This window comes from Pseudomonas sp. DR48 (genome assembly GCF_019823085.1).
Lineage (GTDB): Bacteria > Pseudomonadota > Gammaproteobacteria > Pseudomonadales > Pseudomonadaceae > Aquipseudomonas.
The window spans coordinates 2,767,413-2,790,122 of the sequence record NZ_CP081946.1 but is presented as its reverse complement, the minus strand read 5'-3'; the positions used below and the strand labels follow the sequence as shown (position 1 = coordinate 2,790,122).

Below are 22,710 nucleotides of genomic sequence, written 5' to 3'. Positions count from 1 at the left end.
TTCATGATCAGCGTCCGAATCGCACGCCGTAGCTCACACCCAGTGTTCCGCCCGCCTGACCGTTCCCGCCTTGAGGCGCGGATTGGTAGCCGACGGTAAGGGCCAATTCGTCACCGCCCAACACTTCGACGCCGAGCCCGGTGTTGATGCCGTAGTTGAAGGTTTGATCCAGCCATTGCCAGCCTGCCGTCACGTCCACCAGCCAGGTGTATTGCGGGCGAGTGCGCACCAGTGCGCCCGGCAAACCGCGACGCCATGAACTACCGACGTACAGTTGGCCATAACGGCTTTGCAGCAGATCGTCAGCCGTCACGACGGTAGGATCGTCCGAGTTATCAACGCTTTTCACCGGGCCGCCGTTGGCGCTGGACAGGTAATCCAGGGTGCGGTCCTTGACGTTGTTGTGCTGATAATCGATACCGCTGCGCACGGTCCAGTTGGGCCCGGCGAATTCCAGCGTGTGGTTGTATTCCATCTTCAGTTCCTGGCCGTTGCCCAGGGAATCGCCCGCACGGGTGGAGAACGATTTCTGTGCCACTTCCCAACTGATCTGATCCCGCGCCGAGAGCCCGTGACGGCCGCCGACCCACACGCTGTCGTGCTGGCCGAAAGCGCGCATCAGGCCGCTGTCTTCGCTTTTGCGATGCCAGTCCAGACCGGTTTCGACCTGGTCGCTGGCGCTCAACTGCCAGGTCCGGGACAGGCCCAGGCCATTGCGGTCGTCGTCCTTGCGCTGACTGGTGTCGGCGAACAGTTTGTAGCTGCCATCCTCGACCGAACGTTGCAGGGTCAGCGCAGCGTTGTGCTCATCGCCCATGCGCGTTTCGATCAACTGGTTGCTGTTGTAAGTGCCGTTCTCCAGCTCAAGATCGGCGTACCACTGAGCACCCAGGTTGTGCGCAATCTCCAGACGCGGCGCGCTGTATTCCAGGCCACCGAAATCCTGTTGATGCCAGGACAGCTGCGCGCCTTGTGGCGTCAGTTCCTGAAGTTCAACAGCCTGACGGCGCAGTTGGTCACGCACGGCCGCCGGCTGATCGTCACCCAGCGCGGACTGGCTGAGGTCGAGGGCTTCGTCGAACCGACCGAGGCGACTCAGTGCCTGAGCGCGTTGCGCCGGGTTCAGGTCACTGCTGGCCAGCAGCGTTTCGACCTGCGCCTTGTTGCGACTGCGCAGGGCTTGCTGAATCTCTTCGTAACGCTGGACTTTCAAGCCCTGGCTACGCGCCCAATCCAGCCATTGGTCTTTCTGCGATTCCTGGTTCGTCGCGTCGAGACGCGCCAGCAACCGCTCGAACCACAATTGCAGCATCGCTGGCGAGCCGTCTTTCCACTTCGCCACTTCCTGCTGTGCCTTGCCCGGCGAATAACTGCTGGCCATCAAGCGCAACCAGATTGCATAGCGTTGGGACGAAGGCTGAATGTTTTCGCCCTCGGGACTGCGTAGCAACTTGAGGCGCAACCGTTGTGCGGCATCCTGATAGCCGGCGTTTTCCAGCGCATCGGCATAGGCCGCGCGGACCAGCCAATCCTGCGGGGCGGTCTTGAGGTACATGCGATACCAGGCCAGGGCTTCGGTATCGCGACCCAGCATTTGACTGGCACTGGCGAACGGCAGCCAGAGGATTCGATCCTGACGCGCCTGCGGCTTCCATTCAGTCAGCAATGGCTTGAGCGCGGTGGTGTTGCCCTGATCGATGTAAAGCCACATCAGACGTTCGCGGAACAGGTTTTCATCCGGGAAACGTGACAAGCCCGAGAGGTACAAACGCTGCGCCTCATCGACGTTGCCCTGCTGCACCGCCAACGCACCGCGTACCGCCAGCACTTGCGCTTGCTCGTTGGCCTCCGGGTATTGCTCGGCGTCTTTGAGCAAGGCGACCACTTGCGGCCAGTCCTGCATTTCTTGCGCTTGCTGCAAGGCTTCGACCAGACGCAGCGGATCATGCGCACGGTTCCAGCTGCCGACCATCATGGTCAGGGCGCGTTTCGGATCGCTGGTGCGATACCGCGTGATCAGCTGACTCTCGTCGCCACTGTTGAGCGAACCCTTGATCGCGAGCAGTTTTTCCAGGGAGTCCTGCAGCTCGTTGTCGAGTTCCAGGTCCCAGGCCAGGGCTGCGCGCAAGCGCCAGTAACTTTCATCGGTGATCTTGCTGTTATCGACCTGCAACACTTCCCACGCCGCCTGATTATCAAACAGCTTCAGGTCGGTGTTGGCCCAATCGACGCGCTCGGTCGTGGTCAGTGCAAAACGTTTCGAGTAGTTCTTGTAGACCTCGACCTTTGCGGCGAACTGCCCCGTGCTTTCGAGGTTTTGCAGCAACCGCGTCCAGGCCAGGCGATGGGCCGGGTACTTGCGCAGGTAAGCGTGCAACCAGGCTTCGGCTTGGGCCGGTGTGCCGCGCGATTCGTGGCCGTAGATCAGCGCATCGAGCTCGACGTCGGTCAGCGCACGCTGGTCCATGATCTGGGCAAGCAAAGGGATCGACTGATCGAAGTCGTACTGTTGGCTCGCCAGTCGCCAGGCGTGCTCACGGGTTTGCGGATCTTCGTGCAGCTTCAGCAAACGAATCCAGTAGGTCAGGGCTGCCGGAGTGTCACCGCGCCATTCGCCCAAGTGCGCCATTTGCTCAAGCAACGCCAGGTCATCCGGATGCTCAGCTACCAGCTGCTGACCGCTCTCCCAGGCGCCGGGCAGATCGCCGAGGGCCAGGCGCATGCTGAATTCCTTGCGCAGGATTTGCGGGTTATCCGGTTGCAAAACGCGCCACTGATCGAGAAAACGCTGGGCCAGATCGAAGCGTTTGCTGCCGACGGCAACGTCGATGCCCTGCTCCAGCCAAGCCGAATCAGTTTGCGGATCCTTGAGCTGGTCCAGCTCCTCAGCCAGCACGCGCACGGCCTGGTCGCCACGACCCGCCGCCAATAGGCTGTTGAACGCCAGTTGCGCGTATTCACGACGCTCGGATGGCGCCTGGCTGTCTTGCTTGAGCAGCAGGTAAATGTCGGCGGCGCGCCCCGGTTGCTCACCGGCCAGATACCACTGCGCAGCAGACTTGAGCGAATCAGTACGCTGGGCCTGATCGCGATCGGCAATTTCTTCGTAGACGCTGGCTGCAAACGCCGGGGCCTGCAGTGTCAGGGCCAACTTGGCCAGACTCTGCAGCTGCGGCAGTGCCAACATCCGGTGATCAAAGCTTTGCAGGCGTTCGACCAAGGCTTTCTGCGCGACCGGATCATTGGCTTTCGCCGCCTCCAGCGCATCCAGCTCCAGACGGTAATAGGCCTGCAACTCAGGTGCCGGTTTCGGCCAGCTCTCAAGGTGCTGGCGCGCCTTGGCGTAGTCGCCAAGACGAATCAACAGATCGACCAGTTGCAAGCGCAGACGGTCGTCGTCCGGGTGCGCCGCCAGCAGCAGTTCGGCGTAGTTGGCCGAGACCGCATCCGGTTCGCGGCCGTCCGGCTGGAACACTTCTTCGCGCTGGAACGTCAGCCACAAAAGGCCACCCACGGCCACCGCCACCACCGCCAATGCCCAAGGATTGAGCAGGCGGCTGCTTTTGGTTACTGAGGAGTTAGATGCAGAAGAGTTGACCATGACTCACCTGCTTCATTGGTAATTGAAAAGTCCACAGGCCGGCGGATGCCTTGCCTGCAAAATGTTGCCCATCCACTTCAACCCGGCAGGTGCTCGACGAACGCACGGAGAAGGCCAGATCGACCTGCCCGGCGAACGAGAAGTTCACTTGCTTTGCATCCACATACGTCCAGTCCAGCAACGGCAGATTGGCGTCCTCCAGCGCCGGTCTGTCATCCCGATCGGGACGCAACACCAGCAACGCGTGGTCGCTGCTCAACGCCACATAGCGGCCTTGCGGCAAGTCACGAACACCCGCGACGCCTTGCGAACGCAGCAGGTCCGGCCAGCCCATTTGCGGGTCGAGGCGCAGGGTACGCAGCGCATCCATGCCGCGAACCTGCCAGTCGCCATCGGCGGTACGGGCCAGACTGGATTGATACAAACCGTGCAGACGATCGAGGTAGTCGCTCATCCACAGCGACATCGGTTGCTGGGTTTTCATGTAGCCGTAGATATCGCCCATGGCCTTGATCGAGGCCTGCTTGGTGCTCGAATAGAAGTGGTAATACAGGTGCAAGCCACGCAAGCGCCGTGGGCTGTCGGTGAGTTCGAAGGTGTCGATCACATCGCGAAAGCCGTAGTACGGGCCTTTCCACAGGTTGGTGTAGAGGTTCTCGTTGATGATCGGCGCGTAGTACTGCAAGCCACCTTCAGTGGGGCGCAGCAGCGGGTTCAAACCGGTCAGCGACGGGTTGGCCTTGGTCAGCATGGTTTCGGCGCCGTTGACGTTTTTCAGTCCCGCGTCGTAAGCCAGCTTGATGGTGGCCGCCGACGGCAATGCATCGCCCGGCCAGAACACCATCTTCACCGGTTTTTCCGGGGTGGTGAGCTGCTGGTTGATGTAGTCGCGCGAGCCAAAAATCTCGCGGTGGAAATCGATTTTGTCGTAGCCCGGAATCGCCATCTTCAAACCGTATTCCGGGTTGAAGTTTTCGCGCTTCTTGGCCTGTTCCGGCTGCATGAAAAACGGATGGCTGAAGGTGTGCGTGGCGACCTCGACTTTCGGGTCAGCGAACAATTCGCGGGCAATCGGTTCCAGCTCGCGGGCGAGGAACGGGAACATCCCGCGCGGCGAAATCTCGCCTTCGATCACCGACACCGACGTCAGAAACGGATTGGGCCGGATGAAATCGTCCAGCACCTGTTTGCCGGCATAGGGCGTGCCGCGCACTTCGGCGCGCGACGGGAAGCCATCGCCATCGATGTGCACGGTGGCGATGCGGCGACCGTTTTCGGTGGTGGTGTCCGGACGCGGCTGCACCGGCAAACGCAAGCTGGCCTGGAGGAAAGCGAACGGGTCGAGAATCCAGCGGCTGCGTTCGTTGTTGGTTTCCAGAATGTACGGCGCAAGGGCGACACCGCCCCACTCAGCGACCGCCACCGGGGCGAATGTCTGGCCGTCTGCCGTGGTCAGCAACAACGCGGCTTTCGGGCCTTTGGGCAGCAGGGAGATCGCGGTCAGGTCACGGGATCTGGGCTGCACCGGTGCTTCGAAGGCGCCGATCAGCGCCTTGTCCTGATAAGTAATGCTCAACGCTTGAGTGCCAATCGGCGCCGCGCGATTCAGGCCCAGGCGCTTGAGCAGCAACGTGTCTTGAATCGGCAGGCCGGAAAAGAACACCACCGGAACCTGTTCGTCCAGACGCTTGCCGATCCAGCTGTTAAAAGCCGATGCGTCCTGCGGCGGGCCGCTGGTCATCCAGGTGATGACGCCTGCGTACAAACCACCGAAGCGATACGCAGGCAGTGTGTTGTCCACCGGCAGGTAATCGACGCGGTAGCCGAGGTATTCGAGCAGACCGCCGAGCAACGTGTGCCCGGCGTTGCGGATCAGGTCGCCTTCGCGCGGATCGTAAAGCAGCGCGATCCGGCGCGGCTGGACTTCGATGCTGCTGATGCCCATCGAGTCCAGCTCAGGCGTGCCGATGTAGGGAATGAAACCTTCGGCGCGCAGACGCTTGGCCAGTTTGCGCGCTTCGTCGCGGCGCTCTGGCGGCAAGTAGTCGATGGCGACCAGCGGAATGCCTTTGGCGCGCAACGGTTGGATCTGGGTTTCCAGCCACTGGCGATCGGCTTCAGGCACCGGGCGATAGCGCTTGGCGCCAGCGTCCCAACCGGCATGAATGGACTCGATTGCCACCGCAGACGCCACACCGTCCAGGTCCGGCAATACTTCAAATCCACGGTTGAAAAACAGCTTCAGGCTCGGCTGACGCTGGTGCAGTTCGCGCAGGAAACTGGCGAGTGCCAGACGCTGTTTTTCTCGCGACGACTCGGGCATCAACTGGAAGCTGTCGAGGGTGTCGAGGAACAATCCGGCGTAGCCCTCAGTCTGCAAAGACTTGGCGCGAGCGAACAAATGCTCCCGCCAGGCCGCCGCTGACAAGTCCATGACCTGACTGTCCCACGCGCCGTTGCGCACAGGACCGACTGCGCCGCTGAGGTGTGCTTTTTCGATGTCCGCCTTGCTGCCACTGAACTCGCCCACCGACAGATAGGCGAATGGCTGGCTGCCCAGTTTGCGCAGGGTTTTGACGTCGCCCACGGTCATATGCCCCGGCTCAACCACGGACCAGTCGAACTGAGCCAGCTCGGAAATCGGCGGTTGATCGGCGTACCAAAAAGCCACGCTGGCGGGTTGCGGTAATGCGGCGGCCTGCACGGCGGGCCCGCTCACGAACAATGCTAATGCGGCTAGCAGCCGTTTAGCGGCCGCGCGGACACGCGTCCTGCGAAAAACGATTTCCATAACTCACTCTTGAATGGACTGAACCGATACTGCTTGGATGTCGGACAGCGAAACCGACCGGCTTACAGGCTGCGGATAAGCTGAACCAGCCCTTTGCCGATGGTGGTCGGTTCCGGGAGCTTGAAGCGCTCGAGCAGGCGGCTGTTGTTGGCGCGCGAATGGCGAATGTCGCCTTGACGTGGCGCGTGATGAATCACCTTCAACGGGTTGCCGGTGGCGGCGCCCAATTCAGTGATCAGGTCGTTGAGGCTAGTGGAACGGCTGAGGCCGACATTGACCGGGCCTGGGCTTGGTTCGCTGACTTCCAGCGATTGCACGAGAATGCTCACCAGGTCCTGCACATAAACGAAATCGCGGGTTTGGCCGCCGTCGCCGAAAATCGCCACCGACTGCTCTGCCAAGGCCAGCTTGGTAAAAATGCTGATGACCCCGGAATACGGCGATGACGGATCCTGGCGTGGGCCGAAGATGTTGAAGAACCGAAAAATCATCGGTTCCAGGCCATGCTCGCGGCGATAGAAATCCAGGTAATACTCACTCGCCAGTTTGTCGCTGGCATACGGCGTGAGTGGGGATTTTGGCGTGTCTTCGTGAATCGCCGTGCCTTCGCCATTGTTGCCGTAGATGGCAGCGCTGGACGCGAATACCACGCGCTTGATCCCGGCCTTCACCATGCTTTCGCACACGTTGAGGGTGCCGACGAAGTTGCTTTGATGGGTGCTGACTGGATCATCCACCGAGGCTTGCACCGAGGCGACCGCCGCCAGGTGAACCACAGCGCCGCAATCGCGCATGGCTTGTGCCACTACCGCACCGTCCGCGACATCACCGATGACCAGGTTCAGATTGGCATTATCCATCGGCAGATTGCTGACCTTGCCGGTCGACAAATTATCCAGCACCCGAACCTTGTAGCCCTTGCCCAGCAACGCTTCTACGAGGTGCGACCCAATAAACCCAGCACCGCCAGTCACCAGTATTCGCTCAACAAACATGAAATCTCTCCCTGAACATTAGAGCGGATACGAGTGCTTGAATTCCGCCGACTTTATGGCGCAAGGCCATCAAAACGCCGCCGATAATGGGAGATCAGAAACAGGGTGTCAATACTTTGTCTGACTTGTCGCCGAACGGTAATCACTGTCAATTTTCAGTCATTTATTTGGCGGCATTTATTAGCTACACGGTGTCATACAATTGCCATGCGAGTTCAACAGACTTGTCTGGCACGGAGCATACGCCGTGCACCTTTCCCTGTTTATTATCGATGGCCAGCTTCGCTTCGAACCGCCGCAATGGCTCGTCGATGGCCTTGAGAAAATTATCGGCTGCCTGATGAGCGTCGTCGCCGACGAACGGCACGACAAATCCATGACGCTTTTTGAAAAGCTGCTCGGATGCCCTGCCCTTTTCGGACGATCACGGCCTGATCCCGGCAGATCGCGGCTTCATTAGACGCGGATATGGGTCGAGGTCGGATGAGATGTAATCGTTCTACTCATTTCGCATCAAAGGGCTAGAGATAAGGGGAGGACGGGGGGAGGAAGCGTGGATTCTGCGGGAGGATGGGTTGCGGAGTATTGAAGAGCGTCGTATCGACGCTCTGGGTTTATCAACTTGCTTTTTGCCTGGACCGGAAGTGACTCCCGTCAGGCTCATCTTCACGCCACCACTCCGGTTGCTGAACCAGTTCAGAATTGGTCACATGTTGAAGAATCCTGACCAGGTCAAATGATCGGACCCCGTCTACATGCTCTCTCAGACTGTCCGTGGTATTAGCCCACAGGGGATCAAGTACAAAATCCACTCCTTTCATTCTGGCAAGCTTGGCTGCGGGAACAAAGTCAGAGTCTCCTGCAACCAACACAATTACGTCGACAAGCTTGTCCAATGCCAATGTGGTGATGTCCATCCCAAGTTTTGTATCGACTGTCTTCTGCTCAATTCTGTAGTGAAAGTCATCGTTCGTAAGATCGCCCCATACTCTCTGCCCATTGAGTAAGGCTTTGAGGGTGTGGGTGTTGAGTTGCCATTCTCCATTTTTAGCCAGCTCTCCTAATCGAAGTGCAGTCTTACGACTGGTTCGGAGATACGCATGCAAATTACGTCGAAGCTGATAGGGAGCATGGGTATTAAAATTCATATACCCCGAAGTTTTATGGCCATTAGGGATAATCGGCAAGCGAACCTGATTCGAGGGGGGAGGACAGTCGTAGAAATAGATTCGATACAGTTCTCGGCAGGGGGATCGCTCATCCATCAAGTGATGCCTCGCTACTATCTTAATAAGATGGACAAGCTGCTCGGCAGTGAGCATCACGTTCCTGCCGAAATATTTACGAGTAAAAAACATTACACGCTGGAAGAAGAATCCCCCATCGATGAGGATGGCTGTTCGCTTCATTGACTTTTCTCTGGGCGAAAAAAAGCCCAGGACTGCTGGGCAGATCTAACAATTGACTGCACGCTGTACTGAGCTGTTGGGAGAACTTTAGGCCGCCCCCCACTTCTCCGTCAACCGCCAGGTTGTGTAGGAAATACATCTATTAGCCGTAGGCTGGTCATGAGCGCATCGATTTTCGATGAGTTGCTTTCAGTCGAGTCTGATCAATGACTTTTTTGTAAGACCGTAGTCACCGTCCTAGGACATTTCCCGCAACTCGTATCGCCTTTCATGAACTGGCGGGCACTGCTCATCGACGATAGCCTTCAGGTGTCGCTGCAAATCAGCGAACGGCTTTGACAGGCTGAAGAACCGCAAGCTTTCACTCCTCCGCATAAAACGGCATGCTTTCACGCGTGCAGTTTCGTTCTGGTGGCTGTGCGTGGGGCATCTTCGGATGCACTGGATGCTTGCGTTTCCGGTCTGTCAACCCGCGTACAGCTGCCACCCAATCCTGTTTGACAGCAGGGGATTGGCAGCTTCCAACTAACGCAAGGAGCTCCATCATGAAGAAAGTCACCCCAAATCCCCCCGAATCTGCGGCACTGTCAGACACAGACGCACCCGATTTAAGCCAACTCTCCAAAACCACCGAACGCACCATCAGCGCCCGCCTCCGCAACCCGACTCACCCCAGCCCCATCAGCCACGTCTTCGCCATCCTCCCCGACGTCGACACACCTCCCCTGCTCGCCCACGCTTGCGAAACACTCGCCTCGCTCAACGTCATGTCCACCGACCTGGCTTGTGATCTCGAAGGTTCACATCGCAACGTGGCACTGGCGATTCAGCAGCTGGCGGTGCTGGGCGAACTGTTGGTAAACCGAGCGCTGGACAACCTCGACCCGCCTGAAGGCGTGTCCGAAGCTCCGTCCGCCAGCCACGTCTAAGTGGTCGCACTCTTTTACCCAATGGAGGTTTTGTCATGGATCGATACATGCCCGTCACCGGCATCGACTGCACCATCGCGTCGTTGCTGATCGACACCGAAGCACCGCTGGACGTATTGCACGAAACCGCGGCGTACCGCATACGCACCGCGACGCAATTGCTGGAAAGCTTCGCCGTCAGCGAGGGTGTTCACAGTGAACTGGCGCGGGTGTTGGTGACTTCACTGCGCGACGGCTGCGATTTGATGGATGTCGTCGGGCGACGATTGCAGGCGCAGGTTTCGTCAATTTAATAATTAGCCCGTAGAAACTTCCCACAACAAAAATCGGCACCTGACGAGACTGTCGCAGGTGCCTTTTTGACTTTGACTCAACAGAAGGTTTCATAAACTGTAACTTTCTGTCGACTCAACTCCCCACCCCACCCTCAAACCGTCACAGCAGCGAATTACAGGACAGGTTCTTCGGAAATTTCCTGCAAGCCATATCGACGCTGAGCTGATTGTGCTGATCAACCTTTAAACCTACCCTGAACGAACAAAAACGGCTGTTCGTCCACGACCATTTGCTTGCGGTCCCCCTTACGACCAGAATCCCTTCGCTTAATTATCTGCCGACAAGGAGGCCAACATGCAAAAAACCATAGTGTCTAGCCGCCTTGTCGGTGTTGGCTTGTACACACCAGCGGAAGCCTCTCTCTACACGGGAATTCCTGCCACCGATATTCGCCGCTGGCTATTCGGCTACACAGCGCATGGCGTTCAGCATCCGGGGCTTTGGAACTCGGAACTGGCTGATTTGGGTGAGGCCGTTCTAGGCTTTCATGATCTTCTGGAAATTCGCTTCGTACATGCCTTCCGCAAGCACGGCGTAAGCCTGCAAGCCATCCGAAACGCCTCGTAACAAGCCAAAGAACTGTTTAATCAAGCCTACCCGTTTACCTGCAAACGCTTTCAAACCGACGGTCGACGTATTTTTGCCACCGTCATGAGCGAAACGGGGGATGAGTCTCTTCTGGATCTGATCAAGCGACAATATGCGTTTGAGCAGGTCATTAAACCTTCTTTATATGAAGGCATCGACTACACGGAATCTGACGCCGCTCAGCGCTGGTATCCGGTAAAGCGCAGTAAAGCCATTGTTTTGGATCCTTCCCGGAACTTCGGCAAGCCAATACACGCGAGTACGGGAATTGATACCGCGGCGATTTTTAGCGCCTACAAGACGGAAGGAGAAAACACCAAACGAGTGGCACTTCTCTACGAGATTCCAAATGCAGCGGTTGAAGCAGCGGTCAATTTTGAGCTAAGGAATGCCGCTTGAACTTCCTACTGGACAACAACCTGCCCCCCGCCCTGGCTCGCGCGTTAAATGAGCTGACAAAAATAGAGGGCCATTCAGTATTGCCACTCAGGGATAAATTTCCGCAAGACACTTGTGACGTTCATTGGATTTCAGTCCTGAGTAACGAAGGTGTCTGGGCGGTAATTTCACAAGATAAATTTACAAAAGGCGATATTGAAAAACGGGCATTTCGTGAATGTGGACTACCGGTGTTTTGTTTAGCCAAGCACTGTGGGAACGAATCCTATTGGAACAAGGCCCATAATCTGGTGCGTTGGTGGCCCGCGATCACGATTCAAGCAAACCTGATAAGAGGTGGCGCAGCCTTCAGAGTGCCTTGGAAGCTTCCCGCACACGGGAAATTCGATCAGATAAAAATATAGCCCGGCCAACAGCCGGGCTTTTTTGTTTCATTGAATATTTCTCTGTTCGTTGGGCCTTCTACACTCAATCCCCACAAGCCCCAACCCCCACCAAAGAGCCCCCATGACCACCCTCAATGACCGCTTGAAGCAAGGCAAGGATGCTCGCAAGAAATGCCCACGCAATGCTCAGGCCGAGACCGGGAAAATCAAGCGCGACCCACTCCCGCTGATCAAGGCGTCCAGCGTAGGACGAATCAGCCCCCTGGTCGAATTACGCTACGGCCGCATGCTGGTCTCGCCCTTCACCTTCTATCGCGGCAATGCGTTGCTGCAAGCCCACGATCTGGCCGGGACCTCGAACATGGGACTCGTATCGCCGATCTGCGGCGATTGCCACCTGATGAACTTCGGCGGTTTTGCCACGCCCGAACGCAATCTGTTGTTCAGCGTCAATGATTTCGACGAGGTGCATCCGGGCCCGTGGGAATGGGACCTCAAACGCCTGGTGGCGAGTTTTGTCGTGGCCGCGCGGGACCTGCGTCATGGCGAATCAGTCGAAGAAAGCGTCTGCCGCGAAGTGGTCGCCTCCTACCAGAGGACCATGCTCGAATGCGCCGAACAAAGCGCACTGGAAACCTGGTACGAGTCCATCAGTTATGACGACCTGCTCAAACAGGCGAATAAAGCCACGCTGGAACATGTGGAGCGCGCCATCGAAAAAGCCGAACGGCGGACGCATGCCGAACTGCTGCCGAAAATCAGTGAGCGTGACGCGCACGGTCGCCTGATCATTCGCGATGACTTGCCGGAGATTTTCCACCTGCACAAAAACACCACGTTGCTGGACGCCGACGATGACTGGCTGCGCCTCTCGGACTGGCGGCCGCTCTATGACACGTTTATGCGCGACTACCCAGGCACGTTGCAGGCCGACCGTCGCGCATTGCTGTCACGTTTCCATGTTCATGACCTGGCGTTCAAAGTCGTCGGAGTCGGCAGCGTCGGCACGCGTTGCCTGGTGGCGTTGCTGACCGATGAACAGGAATTCCCGCTGTTTCTGCAATTCAAGGAAGCGCGGCGCTCGGTACTGGCCGATTACGTAAAAGTCCGTTCAAAGGTGCGGCATAACGGTCAGCGCGTGGTCGAAGGCCAACGCTTGATGCAGTCGGCCAGCGATCTGTTCCTCGGCTGGACCACCGGCCCCAACGGTCGGCATTTCTATGTGCGGCAGTTGCGCGACATGAAAATTTCGGCCGAACTGGAGACTTTCGACGCACCAACTTTTGCCGCCTACGCTCGTGTCTGCGGCCGGGCCCTCGCCCGCGCGCATGCCAAAGCGTCAGGGCAGGCCGCGCAGATCAGCGGTTACATCGGCAAGAGCGATGCGTTGGCCGACGCGCTGCTCAAGTACGCCAAAAACTACGCCAAGCAGAACGAAAAAGACTTTGAGCGATTCCAGCAAGCCTGCCGCAAGGGCCGGTTGCAGGCTCGCTCGGAGGCAGATTTTGCGGCCGACCATTTGCCGTAGAGGTGCTGGCGCGGGGACGTTCATGTGCATAAATTTTTCTTCACCCCCGCGCGCCTCTTGAATCGGTACATTGCCCTCGCTCATTCAAGAAACTACGGTTTGCCCGCCCTCCCGCGGGCTTTTTTTTGCCTTTTGATTGATAAGCTGTTGTTTGTCATCCAATGCCGCCCATTAAGCTGGCGCAAATCACTTGTTGGCACGTCATTGGGTGTACCATCGATACCTGTCCATCAGATATCAGTTAGCCATGTCCACGCTAAGCGAAGAGAGCCGTCAGATCGTAGCTTCTCTGGCGCACCGTGCTGGTCCCAACGCTGACACTGCAAAGACCGCTCAGGCGATCGTTTCAACCTTGCAGGATATGGACGCAGCCCTAACGCCCATCATTGGCCAGCAAGGGGTTGCCGCGCTCTATCGCCGCAGCCTCCACCTGTGCGCGTCTACTCATCCGTCTCTGGCCCGCACTTGCGACAAGATGCCGGCCGGCATGGATCTGACCGCCCTCCCGTCTGTACTCGTCGAGCAAAGCGAAACCGATGCCTTGTTTTTCGGTGAAGTGTTATTGACCACTTTCTACGAGTTGCTGACCACGCTGATCGGGCCCTCGCTCACCGCACGTTTACTTCGTGACGTGTGGGAGCCTTCTTTGAGCGACACCCCTTCGCAGGAAAATTCGCCATGAGCACCAAAGTGACTATCAACCGCCTGGCCACCGGCGTGCCGGGACTGGACGAGGTGCTCGGCGGAGGATTGCCGGAGTTTTCGTTCAACATGATCGCGGGTCCCCCTGGCTGCGGCAAAACCACTCTGGCGCATCAAATGATGTTCGCCCTGGCGACGTCCGAGCGTCCGGCGCTGTTCTTTACCGTGTTGGGCGAGCCGCCGCTGAAGATGTTGCGCTATCAGCAGCAATTCGATTTTTTCGACAGCGAAGCGATCAACCAGTCGATCCGCTATATCAATCTGGCTGCCGACACCCTGGCGGGTAATCTGGACGAGGTGCTGCGGCGCATTGTCAGCGAGGTGGAGGCTCACTCACCGGCGCTGGTATTCGTCGACTCGTTCCGCTCCGTGGTGCTGGCCAGTGAGACCCAGGACAACCCCAACAACAACCTGCCGCAGTTCGTTCAGCAGTTGGGCATGTTAATGACCACCTGGCAGGCGACGACTTTCCTGATTGGCGAATATTTCACTGAAACCGACACCAACCCGATTTTCACCGTCGCCGATGGCCTGATCTGGCTACGCCAGAGCGTTCAGCGCAACTCCATGGTGCGCAAGATGGAAATCATGAAGATGCGCGGCCAGCCAACGTTGCCGGGGCTGCACACCTTCCGCATCGCCACGTCGGGAATCAAGGTCTTTGCGCCGCCCCCCATCAACCCGGTTGAAGCGCCGCTGGAGTTCCCGATCAAGCGCCTGAAAATGGGCGTGCCGCAGCTCGATGACATGCTCGGCGGTGGTTTGCCCCGTGGCTACTCCTTGCTGGTGGCCGGCCCCTCGGGCTCGGGCAAAAGCATTCTGGCCGCCACGTTCCTGGCCGAAGGCGCGCGCAATGGCGAGACCGGCGTGATCGCTGCGTTCGAGCAACGGCCCAATCACTCGCAGAACGCCACCCTTACGGGCCTGATCCAAAGCGGTCAGGTCGGCCTGGTGGACAGCCGCGCGCCGGACCTGTCCATCGACGAAATCGTGCAGTTGCTGCTGAGCGAGATCAGCCGCCTGAAAGCGACCCGCGTGGTTATCGATTCGCTGTCGGGCTTCGAATTGGCCCTCGCCCCGACCTTTCGCGAAGACTTCCGCGAGTCGTTGTCGCGCATGGTCACGGCGCTGACCAGCATCGGCGTCAGTGTATTGCTGACCTCCGAGCTGGAGGACCGCTACACTGACTTGCGATTCAGTCCTTACGGCACCGCGTTTCTCACCGACGCCATCATCGTCCAGCGTTACATCGAAGTGCAGAGCCGCTTGTTACGCATCATGGCCGTGGTCAAGGTTCGGGCCAGCGCCCATTCCGATGAACTGCGCCAGTACCGCATCGACGATAACGGCCTGCAGATCGGCGAGATGCTGCCGGAACAGGAAGGCTTGCTCGGAGGTCGTCCGACCCGGCGGCTGTTGAACAAAGACAGGGAGTAAGCAAAAAACCATGACTGAGGCCAATGGCAAAAACGAGCAAGCGATGGCCACGGCCGCTCGCGAACTGTTTCTGCTCGGCCAGAGAACCGGTGAGGCACGCGCGGCCCTGACAGCCCTGAACAAAGAGCTGAGCGAGGCGAACGTCCAGCACTCCGATAGTCAGCAGATCGAACAACTGATCGAGGCCAATCAACAATTGGTCCTCGCGATTCTGTTGGCGCAGTCAGATGCAGAAAAGCCAAAGCGTTCAGCCGATGAGCAGCAACGTTACCTCGAAATGCGCGAAGCCAACGAACAGTTGGTACTGGCCGTCCTCAGTGCGCAACACTTGCAAGCGTCGGCCGAACACAGCCTGGCACAGCAACGCAACATCCTCACGCTGGTGGCCCACGAACTGCGTAACCCGCTGACGCCGATCAGCCTGATCGCCAGCCGACTGGTCCGGGTGCCGAGTGAAGAGCTGCCACGCATGCAGGCCCTGATCGAGGGTCAGGTGCAACACATGTCGCGCCTGGTGGACGACTTGCTCGATGTCTCCCGCGCCAGCACCGGCAAGCTGCGCCTGGATTGCCGCATCGTCGACATGGTGCAGATCATTCAGGACGCTATCGCTGTGTGCAGTCCGGTGATGATCGCTCAACAGCTGCATTTCACCGCGCAGTTGCCGGAACGTGCATTGGCGGTAAACGGCGACCCGGTTCGACTCACGCAGATTCTCGGCAATCTGCTGGGCAATGCGGTCAAGTACACACCGGCCGATGGCACGATCACGCTGTCGGTCACCACCGAGGCCGATCTGCTGGAAATCAGCATCCGCGATACCGGCATCGGTATTTCCGCCAAGGCATTACCGTTTATTTTCGAGCCTTTCGTTCAGGACGTGCATGCGGTCGGATTCAACGGCGCCGGTCTGGGCATTGGCCTGACGGTGGTGCGTGAGCTGGTCGAAGCCCACGGTGGCACCGTCACCGGCATGAGCGACGGCGACCTCACGGGCAGTACGTTCATCGTAACGTTGCCGCTCGCGGTTTGAATGTTCCCTCACGCTGAAGCTGGGGCGTCGGGTTGACTCATTCGTCGGGCAATAAAAAACCGCCATTCCTTCGCAGGATTGGCGGTTTTTTCACACATGGGGAGCTGTTTACGTTGCGACGTGCGGCTGTGCACGCTGCGCGAGCTGTTCATGCTTTTGCAGCACCGGCATCTCCAGCCGCGCTCGCCCGTAGAACGCCAGCGCCGTCAGCAAGCACGCCAGCCACACGAAGATCCCCGCCCACAAGGTGTGGGACATGTAGTGCCAGCCTTGCAGCACCCGCGTTGTACCGTAGACGAATCCGAGCAGCAATGCGCCGTACATCAGCGCCTTGGAATAGCGCCAGCGGTAGCGGCGCGCGACGAAGTACAGCGCGAGCATGGTGAAGCCGCCTGAAGCATGGCCGCCCGGCCAGCAACGACCATCACCGGCTTCCCTGAACAGCTGGAAGTTGTTGTACCACTCCATGTGGGCAATTTTCCCGCCGTAGATGGTCGTTTCAATCGGGCAGTACACGCTGGTGTGCGACTTGAGGAAGTGAATCACGCCGGTGCAGATGGCAAACGCGAAGACCACAAACAGGAAGTCACGCCGATGGTTGTAGGCAAACCGCAGCACAGGGGCCGCTTTGCAGCGCTCCAGGAAGCTGACGAAACGCGGATATTTTTGCGCGTTGATCAGCGGCCAGACAAACGACAGGATCGCGCCGATCAAGGCAATCTCGGCAGTCCAGTTCGGAATGATCCGCGCCCATTTATGGGTCAGCTTTTCGAAGAAGCGAACCTGGTCCAGCGGGAAGGTCTGGTTGACCGGATCAAACAGAAGGTTGCTGAAAGCGATGTCGATTTTGGTCATGTCGAACATCAGGAAAACCACGGCCGCGCAGAGCAACGGGATACCGAAGTTCGCCCAATAAAAGCGAGAGCGGGTAGAAGTCAGCATTGTGTGTCCTGATTCAGAGGAAAAACTCACTCGGTGCTTACCGAGCGCCAATCGGAGGCTTCAATGAAGCCCAGCATGCGCGGTGCTTGCTGTGATTGGGCGGAGATAAACAAAGAAGCGCCATAGCCTAACGTAGATGTTGGCAACTTGAGGTCTTTTTCGAGCTGATTCATGCATTCGCTGTGGGTCACAAGAATCAGATTGCGGCCCGCCACCTTGTGCGAAAGGGCATCGCGCAACATTGTTCCCTTGCAACTGATCAACCAGTCTTCGCCCACACCGACCTTGTTGAACATGTAGGTGGCCGTCTGTGCCGTACGAACCATGGGGCTGTTGTAAATATCCGCCTTGCTCAGCCCCATCTGCTGGAACTGTGCACCGACACTCACCGCGACGCTGCGCGAGCGCTCGGTGATGCCGTCATCACCGTTCAGGCACGCGGCGGTCGAGTGATCGCAGCGCTCGACGTGGCGCACCAGTACGATCACATCACCTTTGGCCCAATCGGCGGCCAACGCTCGCGCGCCCACGACATTACCGTGCGCCAGATCCGGCACAGCGGCAGGCCGCAATAGCCAAATCGTCAACGGAATCACCAGCAGCGCGGCGGCCAGCACCACGATGGCATTTCGATAACGGCTTGAACGGCCCAGTTTAATTGAGCGTTTTATCCCGGCCAGACTCAGTCTCAATTCCACATCAGGCCGCCTCGCCGGCATGCATCACTGTCATCAAAAGCGACAAAGCTAAATAGACGCGCGTCGGTGAACAGTGAAACCTTTGTGAAAAAAAGCTTAAGACTCAAAAAAGCGTGTTACCGGATCCGCCTACAAAAACCTTTCAGCTCTCGCGATTGCTGCCGATACAGTCCTGCTACACCCCTTGCTGGCGCCTAAAAACAACAATCTTCCAGCCAACCGACGATCGACAGCGCAACGTTCCTGGAGGAATTTGATGAATAGCTGGTTCGGCAACATCAGCGTGAACATGAAACTGGGCCTGGGATTCGGCCTGGTCCTGGCATTGACCTGCGTGCTGGCCCTGACCGGCTGGACCAGCCTGGGCGGACTGATTGACCGTAGCAACTGGATGAGCGACATCACCCAGCTCAACGCCGGCTTGACCAAGCTTCGAGTGGTTCGCCTGCAATACATGCTGACCAACGGCGATGAAACCGCCGCTCAGACCGTTCAGACCACCCTTGACGCCTTTTCCGCTCAGCAACAATCGCTGCTGTCGACCTTCAAAAGCCCGGAAAACCTCAAGCTGCTCAAAGAACAAGGCACCTACATCGACGCCTACAAGACGTCGCTGAATAAAATGCGCAGCGCCTACCGCACCGGCAACAGCGCCCGCGACGCCATGGGCGCCAACGCTGCAACCGCCGGCACGCTGATCGAAGCCATCAACACGGCTGTGCAGCAGATGCCGCTGAGTGATCAGCGCTTCGAACAATTCCAGGCCATCACCGCCGCCAAGGAAGCGTTCATCCTGGCCCGCTACGAGGTTCGCGGCTACACCGCCAGCTCCAACGCCGAGACCGAACAAAAAGCCATCAACCAGCTGGACGCGGCCATTGCCAGTCTCAAACAGCTCAACGTGCATTTTGCCGACACCCAGCAAGATGCGCTGCGTCAGCTGGAAACCGCACTGAGCAACTACCGCAGCGCGTTGCAGGCTTATAAAGCGGCCAACTCCGACGCCGTTCAGGCACGCAAGGAAATGACCGATCAGGGCGCCGCTATCGTGACCCTCAGCGATCAGCTGTATCAGATCCAGCTCGATCGCCGTGATGCCGAAAGCGCCCAGGCGCGCACGTTGCAACTGATCAGCACGTTGCTGGCACTGTTGGTAGGCATCATTGCGGCGGTGATCATTACCCGTCAGATCACCGGTCCGTTGCGCGACACCCTGGCTGTGGTCGAACGCATCGCCAGTGGCGATCTGTCCCACGACGTCAAGGTGACTCGCCGCGACGAACTGGGCGTGTTGCAGCAAGGTATCGCGCGCATGGGCGTGACCCTGCGTGACTTGATCAGCGGCATCCGCGACGGCGTCACCCAGATCGCCAGCGCCGCTGAAGAATTGTCTGCAGTGACCGAGCAAACCAGCGCCGGGGTCAACAGCCAGAAGATCGAGACCGATCAAGTGGCCACGGCCATGCACGAGATGACCGCGACCGTGCAGGAAGTCGCGCGCAACGCCGAACAAGCGTCCCAGGCCGCAGCCGCCGCTGATGGCGAAGCTCGCGAAGGCGACAAGGTGGTCAATGAAGCCATCGCCCAGATCGAACGTCTGGCCACCGAAGTGGCGCGGTCAACCGAAGCCATGAGCGTGCTGCAACAGGAAAGCGACAAGATCGGCAGCGTCATGGACGTGATCAAAGCCGTGGCCGAACAGACCAATCTGCTGGCACTTAACGCCGCGATCGAAGCGGCGCGTGCCGGTGAAGCCGGTCGTGGTTTTGCGGTGGTGGCTGACGAAGTCCGAGGGCTGGCGCAGCGCACCCAAAAATCCACTGAAGAAATCGAAGGTCTGGTGGCCGGTCTGCAGAACGGCACCCAACAAGTGTCGACGGTGATGAACAACAGCCGCGCCCTCACCGACAGCAGCGTCGCCCTGACCCGCAAGGCCGGTGTGTCACTGGAAAACATCACCCGCACGGTGTCCAACATCCAGTCGATGAACCAGCAGATCGCCGCCGCAGCCGAACAGCAAAGCGCCGTGGCTGAAGAAATCAGTCGCAGCATCATCAACGTGCGCGACGTGTCAGAACAGACCGCCGCCGCCAGCGACGAAACCGCTGCATCCAGTGTTGAACTGGCGCGGCTGGGTAGCCAGTTGCAGCAGATGGTGAGTCACTTCAGGGTTTGACCTGCGCCTGGGCTCAGCCCCTTACCTGCAATGGGTATAGGGGCTGAATACCTACGGTATCCTGGCGGAAAATCCGGACAACGGATTGCTTTTTCATACAACTCAAACTCCAAGCAACCTACCGCCATTCCTTGCCAGCTCCTGTACGTTTTCTTCTGACTTCGAACCTTTCGTTCGAACAAGAGAATGACTACACATGGACGTAAGCGACGATTCAATGCTGCACAGGCTGGTTGACTCTCCACTCGGCGATGACAGTACAAAGGTCAGCTTCAACATTGCCATGCAGCGCATGGGGTTCGGATCCGTGTTCGACATTGTGCGCATGACCAAGGCGCAATTCACCCTTGCACTCGCTGAACATACCGATGCCGATGCCGGGCAGGTGTATGACAACGCGCACGGCTATGCACGGCAGGTGAGTCGCCTGTATCAGGAACATCAGCTGTCATCCGGCGACGCCAATCGACGGGTTCGGCGCAGTGTCGGCTCAGACTCGACGTCAGGTCCCGCCACCTATCAAGCGTTGTTTAAAGAGAACTGGAAACAGTTTTGCGAGGATGGCGATATCGCTGCCATCGACTCTCCAGTGGCGTATCTGCGGGCGCTGTATCTGTTTGCAGATCAACTGGAAAATTCGTCTGATCACACCGATAAAGTCACTTTGGAGAAGCGGCGTCCGGACCTCAAGGGATTAATGCTGGATCATCAGAGTGCCTTTGCACCACAGCCCATGTTGAGCATCGTCAATGACACCTTGAGCAGTCACATCAAGTCACACCTGGACAAAACCACCTCCCAGAAAACCGTTCACGAAGCACTCGCAAGCGGGCGCTATCCCCTCTCTCTGCCTTACGACCTTCATCATCACCAATGCTTGCTCGGGTTGGGTGCTGACAAACCAACGTTGGGCGAGTTGAACTATCGGGTCAGCCTGACACTGCCGTTTTCACTTGGTCACTTGAAATACGGAAGCGTTTCCATGCCCACTTCTGAGGCGCAAAAACTGTTGTCTGGTCTAAGCCCAGAGCAGCAGAAAATACTCATCGAACCGTTCGACCTTGAGGTGGAAGTAAAGGCTTACGCTACGAAAGAGGGCGATCCAAGGCTTAGCGTCGAGCGTTTCAAGAAGCTCACCGGGCTATCGATGGAGCAGATTGATCAGGTGTTGGCACAGGGTAAATACCGTCCGAAAAACTCAACCAACAGCCCACTACCTCATCGTTATTTTTACGGATGCGAGTATATCGCCGCGAATTCAGCTAGTAACAAACCCATAGTAGTAACGACAAGCCCTTTGACTTTCAAATTTCTTCCTGTGAACTGTTTCGACCTTTTGCTGCGGATGGTCCGATTGCAACGCTGGACCGGTATCCCCTTTGCCGAGCTGGACACCCTGATCGTCAACGCCATGCGTTCGGAAGGCACAACCTCACTGTTGCTCAACACCAACACCGTGCGCGTCCTGGGGGTCTACCGATACCTGAATCAACGTCGCGGCATCGCGCCCGAGGAGTTTGCTTCGCTGCTGCACGACATGCCGACTTCCGCTTGCGGCGATCGTGCTCCGTTGTTCGATCAAGTGTTCCATCGCACTCAATTACTCTTGAGTCCGCTGGTGCAAAACAAAGAGCAGGACATTGATATCGTGGGGGCCACATCGCAACAAACCCTCAACTATCTCGGAGCAGGATTGGGGTTGCCCGTCACGCAAGACTCACTGTTACTGTTCGCGGAGCAGACCAGGGAACACCTTACTTCGCTCAAACATGACTTGCCCACGGTGTCCTCACTCTATCGCCAGGCCCGTATTGCACGGATGTTTGGTCTCTCGGCTGTCGAGTCCAAGGGACTGGCGCAAATACTGGGAGGCAATAGATTTTGCAAACTGCTGGTGAGCGGAGCGCTACGCAAGCCGGATGAATCCAAGGCCGACATCCTCGACGTGCTGATGGCAATGGATTGGGCCGTTGACTGGCTCAAGCGAAGTAACCGTGATGTGAACCAGTGGTGTCGCTTGTTCGACGCTGTAAAGAACGACTTACCGCAAAATCAGAATGTGCAGAAGCGGCTGAGGGCACTGCAAACGAGCGACGATCCCGACGTTCATCAGCAAACTCGTCAGATAGAAAGCATGCTGCACGACATCGCGGACTTGTCCGCGCAATACGTCCCCAGTGTGATGAAAATGGCCGGCACCTCTGCAACAGCGGTTTTCGAGGAGACAAGAAACCTCTCCGCAGGGGAATCAACACCGTTGCTGGCGAAGGTCCTTCAGGCTGCGCAAGCCTGCCAGGGGCTGCACCTGAGCAGCCACACGCTGCAGGAGTTGATAAATAACCCGAGGTGGCTAGCTTCGGACAGCACGGGAAAACTGACGCCTCAAACCCTGTATTTGCTCGAACGCTTCAGTGATTGCGCCCGTTATCAGACGAACTCCGAAGAGCGCCTCTTGCATTATTTGCATCTAGCCAACCTGTCCGCCCTGAAAAATCAGAGCGTCAGCGATTCCGCAAACCAATTGCTCGCCAACATGCTGGACTGGGCGATCGATGAAGTGAAACTACTGACGAACCAGTTTGAGCACAAGTACGCGAAATCCATGGAGGCAGTGGACTGGATCATGCGCTGCCAAGCGTGCTGCAAGAGCACAGGACTGTCGGCAAGCCTGCTGCTCAAAGCCACCGATCTGACAGCCACCAGCACGACACCCGACTGGAAAGCCGTAGGTGAAGCCGTGATCGCTGCCTGTCATTGACC

16 protein-coding genes and 2 pseudogenes are annotated in these 22,710 nt (G+C 57.9%); 12 read left to right on the top strand and 6 right to left on the bottom strand.

Translation table 11 applies throughout. The annotated features are described in order from the left end of the window. Positions 1-7: 7 nt before the first annotated feature. The 3 genes from K5K95_RS12545 to K5K95_RS12535 all read right to left on the bottom strand — a co-directional run bounded on the left by K5K95_RS12545 (position 8) and on the right by K5K95_RS12535 (position 7,387). Positions 8-3,601 carry a tetratricopeptide repeat protein gene (locus K5K95_RS12545; protein ID WP_222589692.1) on the bottom strand — a complete coding sequence of 1,198 codons (3,594 nt, stop codon included), beginning with the start codon at positions 3,599-3,601 and terminating at the stop codon, positions 8-10. Then, positions 3,579-6,392 (bottom strand): bifunctional glycoside hydrolase 114/ polysaccharide deacetylase family protein, encoded by a 2,814-nt coding sequence (locus K5K95_RS12540; RefSeq protein ID WP_222589691.1) that lies wholly within the window; start codon positions 6,390-6,392, stop codon positions 3,579-3,581. The genes K5K95_RS12545 and K5K95_RS12540 overlap by 23 nt, the downstream gene beginning before the upstream one ends. Positions 6,393-6,454: 62 nt before the next feature. Further along, the gene (locus K5K95_RS12535) at positions 6,455-7,387 is read right to left on the bottom strand and encodes an NAD-dependent epimerase/dehydratase family protein (protein ID WP_090175770.1); all 933 of its coding nucleotides are present in this window, start codon (positions 7,385-7,387) and stop codon (positions 6,455-6,457) included. Between the two features lie 247 nt (positions 7,388-7,634). Between K5K95_RS12535 and K5K95_RS12530 the strand changes: the two genes are divergently transcribed. After that, positions 7,635-7,847 carry a hypothetical protein gene (locus K5K95_RS12530; RefSeq protein WP_222589690.1) on the top strand — a complete coding sequence of 71 codons (213 nt, stop codon included), beginning with the start codon at positions 7,635-7,637 and terminating at the stop codon, positions 7,845-7,847. A 157-nt stretch (positions 7,848-8,004) separates the two neighbouring features. Here K5K95_RS12530 and K5K95_RS12525 read toward each other — a convergent pair whose 3' ends face one another. Continuing rightward, on the bottom strand, positions 8,005-8,796 hold the full coding sequence (locus K5K95_RS12525) for an NYN domain-containing protein (RefSeq protein ID WP_222589689.1): 792 nt from the start codon (positions 8,794-8,796) through the stop codon (positions 8,005-8,007). A gap of 545 nt (positions 8,797-9,341) precedes the next feature. On the opposite strand from K5K95_RS12525, the gene K5K95_RS12520 reads away from it, so the two are divergent. The 8 genes and pseudogenes from K5K95_RS12520 to K5K95_RS12485 all read left to right on the top strand — a co-directional run bounded on the left by K5K95_RS12520 (position 9,342) and on the right by K5K95_RS12485 (position 16,134). Then, positions 9,342-9,725 (top strand): DUF6124 family protein, encoded by a 384-nt coding sequence (locus tag K5K95_RS12520; protein ID WP_222589688.1) that lies wholly within the window; start codon positions 9,342-9,344, stop codon positions 9,723-9,725. 35 nt (positions 9,726-9,760) lie between these two features. Then, complete coding sequence (locus tag K5K95_RS12515) at positions 9,761-10,018, top strand: hypothetical protein (protein ID WP_222589687.1); 258 nt, start codon at positions 9,761-9,763, stop codon at positions 10,016-10,018. A 337-nt stretch (positions 10,019-10,355) separates the two neighbouring features. Further along, positions 10,356-11,048: pseudogene (locus K5K95_RS12510) on the top strand (DUF433 domain-containing protein). Beyond that, on the top strand, positions 11,045-11,452 hold the full coding sequence (locus K5K95_RS12505) for a hypothetical protein (protein WP_222589686.1): 408 nt from the start codon (positions 11,045-11,047) through the stop codon (positions 11,450-11,452). Before K5K95_RS12510 ends, K5K95_RS12505 begins: the two are co-directional and overlap by 4 nt. Positions 11,453-11,555: 103 nt before the next feature. After that, entirely contained in the window at positions 11,556-12,962 is a 1,407-nt protein-coding gene (locus K5K95_RS12500) for a DUF2252 domain-containing protein (RefSeq protein WP_222589685.1), read from the top strand. Between the two features lie 247 nt (positions 12,963-13,209). Next, on the top strand, positions 13,210-13,644 hold the full coding sequence (locus K5K95_RS12495) for a hypothetical protein (protein ID WP_261398147.1): 435 nt from the start codon (positions 13,210-13,212) through the stop codon (positions 13,642-13,644). Then, a complete protein-coding gene (locus tag K5K95_RS12490; RefSeq protein WP_222589684.1) occupies positions 13,641-15,101 on the top strand; it encodes an ATPase domain-containing protein in 1,461 nt (486 codons plus the stop codon). Before K5K95_RS12495 ends, K5K95_RS12490 begins: the two co-directional genes overlap by 4 nt. 10 nt (positions 15,102-15,111) lie before the next feature. Then, entirely contained in the window at positions 15,112-16,134 is a 1,023-nt protein-coding gene (locus K5K95_RS12485) for a sensor histidine kinase (RefSeq protein WP_222589683.1), read from the top strand. A gap of 108 nt (positions 16,135-16,242) precedes the next feature. Here K5K95_RS12485 and K5K95_RS12480 read toward each other — a convergent pair whose 3' ends face one another. Both K5K95_RS12480 and K5K95_RS12475 read right to left on the bottom strand, forming a co-directional pair. Further along, entirely contained in the window at positions 16,243-17,076 is an 834-nt protein-coding gene (locus K5K95_RS12480) for a phosphatase PAP2 family protein (protein ID WP_222589682.1), read from the bottom strand. Positions 17,077-17,102: 26 nt separating this feature from the next. Beyond that, positions 17,103-17,774 carry a histidine phosphatase family protein gene (locus K5K95_RS12475; RefSeq protein ID WP_222589681.1) on the bottom strand — a complete coding sequence of 224 codons (672 nt, stop codon included), beginning with the start codon at positions 17,772-17,774 and terminating at the stop codon, positions 17,103-17,105. 256 nt (positions 17,775-18,030) lie between these two features. Here K5K95_RS12475 and K5K95_RS33605 point away from each other — a divergent pair. The 3 genes and pseudogenes from K5K95_RS33605 to K5K95_RS12465 form a co-directional block, all read left to right on the top strand. Continuing rightward, positions 18,031-19,044 (top strand): annotated as a pseudogene (locus K5K95_RS33605) (methyl-accepting chemotaxis protein); the annotation flags it as partial. Positions 19,045-19,086: 42 nt separating this feature from the next. Next, positions 19,087-19,950 (top strand): methyl-accepting chemotaxis protein, encoded by an 864-nt coding sequence (locus K5K95_RS33600; RefSeq protein ID WP_409999727.1) that lies wholly within the window; start codon positions 19,087-19,089, stop codon positions 19,948-19,950. 196 nt (positions 19,951-20,146) lie between these two features. Continuing rightward, positions 20,147-22,708 carry a Tc toxin subunit A gene (locus tag K5K95_RS12465; protein WP_222589679.1) on the top strand — a complete coding sequence of 854 codons (2,562 nt, stop codon included), beginning with the start codon at positions 20,147-20,149 and terminating at the stop codon, positions 22,706-22,708. The last annotated feature ends 2 nt before the right edge of the window (positions 22,709-22,710 follow it).

What these genes read in the sequence shown, in the direction of transcription:
- K5K95_RS12480 (WP_222589682.1), bottom strand. Translation starts at nt 17,076, where the DNA reads ATGCTGACTTCTACCCGCTCTCGCTTTTATTGGGCGAACTTCGGTATC.
- K5K95_RS12490 (WP_222589684.1), top strand. Translation starts at nt 13,641, where the DNA reads ATGAGCACCAAAGTGACTATCAACCGCCTGGCCACCGGCGTGCCGGGA.
- K5K95_RS12520 (WP_222589688.1), top strand. Translation starts at nt 9,342, where the DNA reads ATGAAGAAAGTCACCCCAAATCCCCCCGAATCTGCGGCACTGTCAGAC.
- K5K95_RS12515 (WP_222589687.1), top strand. Translation starts at nt 9,761, where the DNA reads ATGGATCGATACATGCCCGTCACCGGCATCGACTGCACCATCGCGTCG.
- K5K95_RS12495 (WP_261398147.1), top strand. Translation starts at nt 13,210, where the DNA reads ATGTCCACGCTAAGCGAAGAGAGCCGTCAGATCGTAGCTTCTCTGGCG.
- K5K95_RS12545 (WP_222589692.1), bottom strand. Translation starts at nt 3,601, where the DNA reads ATGGTCAACTCTTCTGCATCTAACTCCTCAGTAACCAAAAGCAGCCGC.
- K5K95_RS12500 (WP_222589685.1), top strand. Translation starts at nt 11,556, where the DNA reads ATGACCACCCTCAATGACCGCTTGAAGCAAGGCAAGGATGCTCGCAAG.
- K5K95_RS12525 (WP_222589689.1), bottom strand. Translation starts at nt 8,796, where the DNA reads ATGAAGCGAACAGCCATCCTCATCGATGGGGGATTCTTCTTCCAGCGT.
- K5K95_RS12535 (WP_090175770.1), bottom strand. Translation starts at nt 7,387, where the DNA reads ATGTTTGTTGAGCGAATACTGGTGACTGGCGGTGCTGGGTTTATTGGG.
- K5K95_RS12485 (WP_222589683.1), top strand. Translation starts at nt 15,112, where the DNA reads ATGACTGAGGCCAATGGCAAAAACGAGCAAGCGATGGCCACGGCCGCT.
- K5K95_RS12465 (WP_222589679.1), top strand. Translation starts at nt 20,147, where the DNA reads ATGGACGTAAGCGACGATTCAATGCTGCACAGGCTGGTTGACTCTCCA.
- K5K95_RS33600 (WP_409999727.1), top strand. Translation starts at nt 19,087, where the DNA reads ATGGGCGTGACCCTGCGTGACTTGATCAGCGGCATCCGCGACGGCGTC.
- K5K95_RS12540 (WP_222589691.1), bottom strand. Translation starts at nt 6,392, where the DNA reads ATGGAAATCGTTTTTCGCAGGACGCGTGTCCGCGCGGCCGCTAAACGG.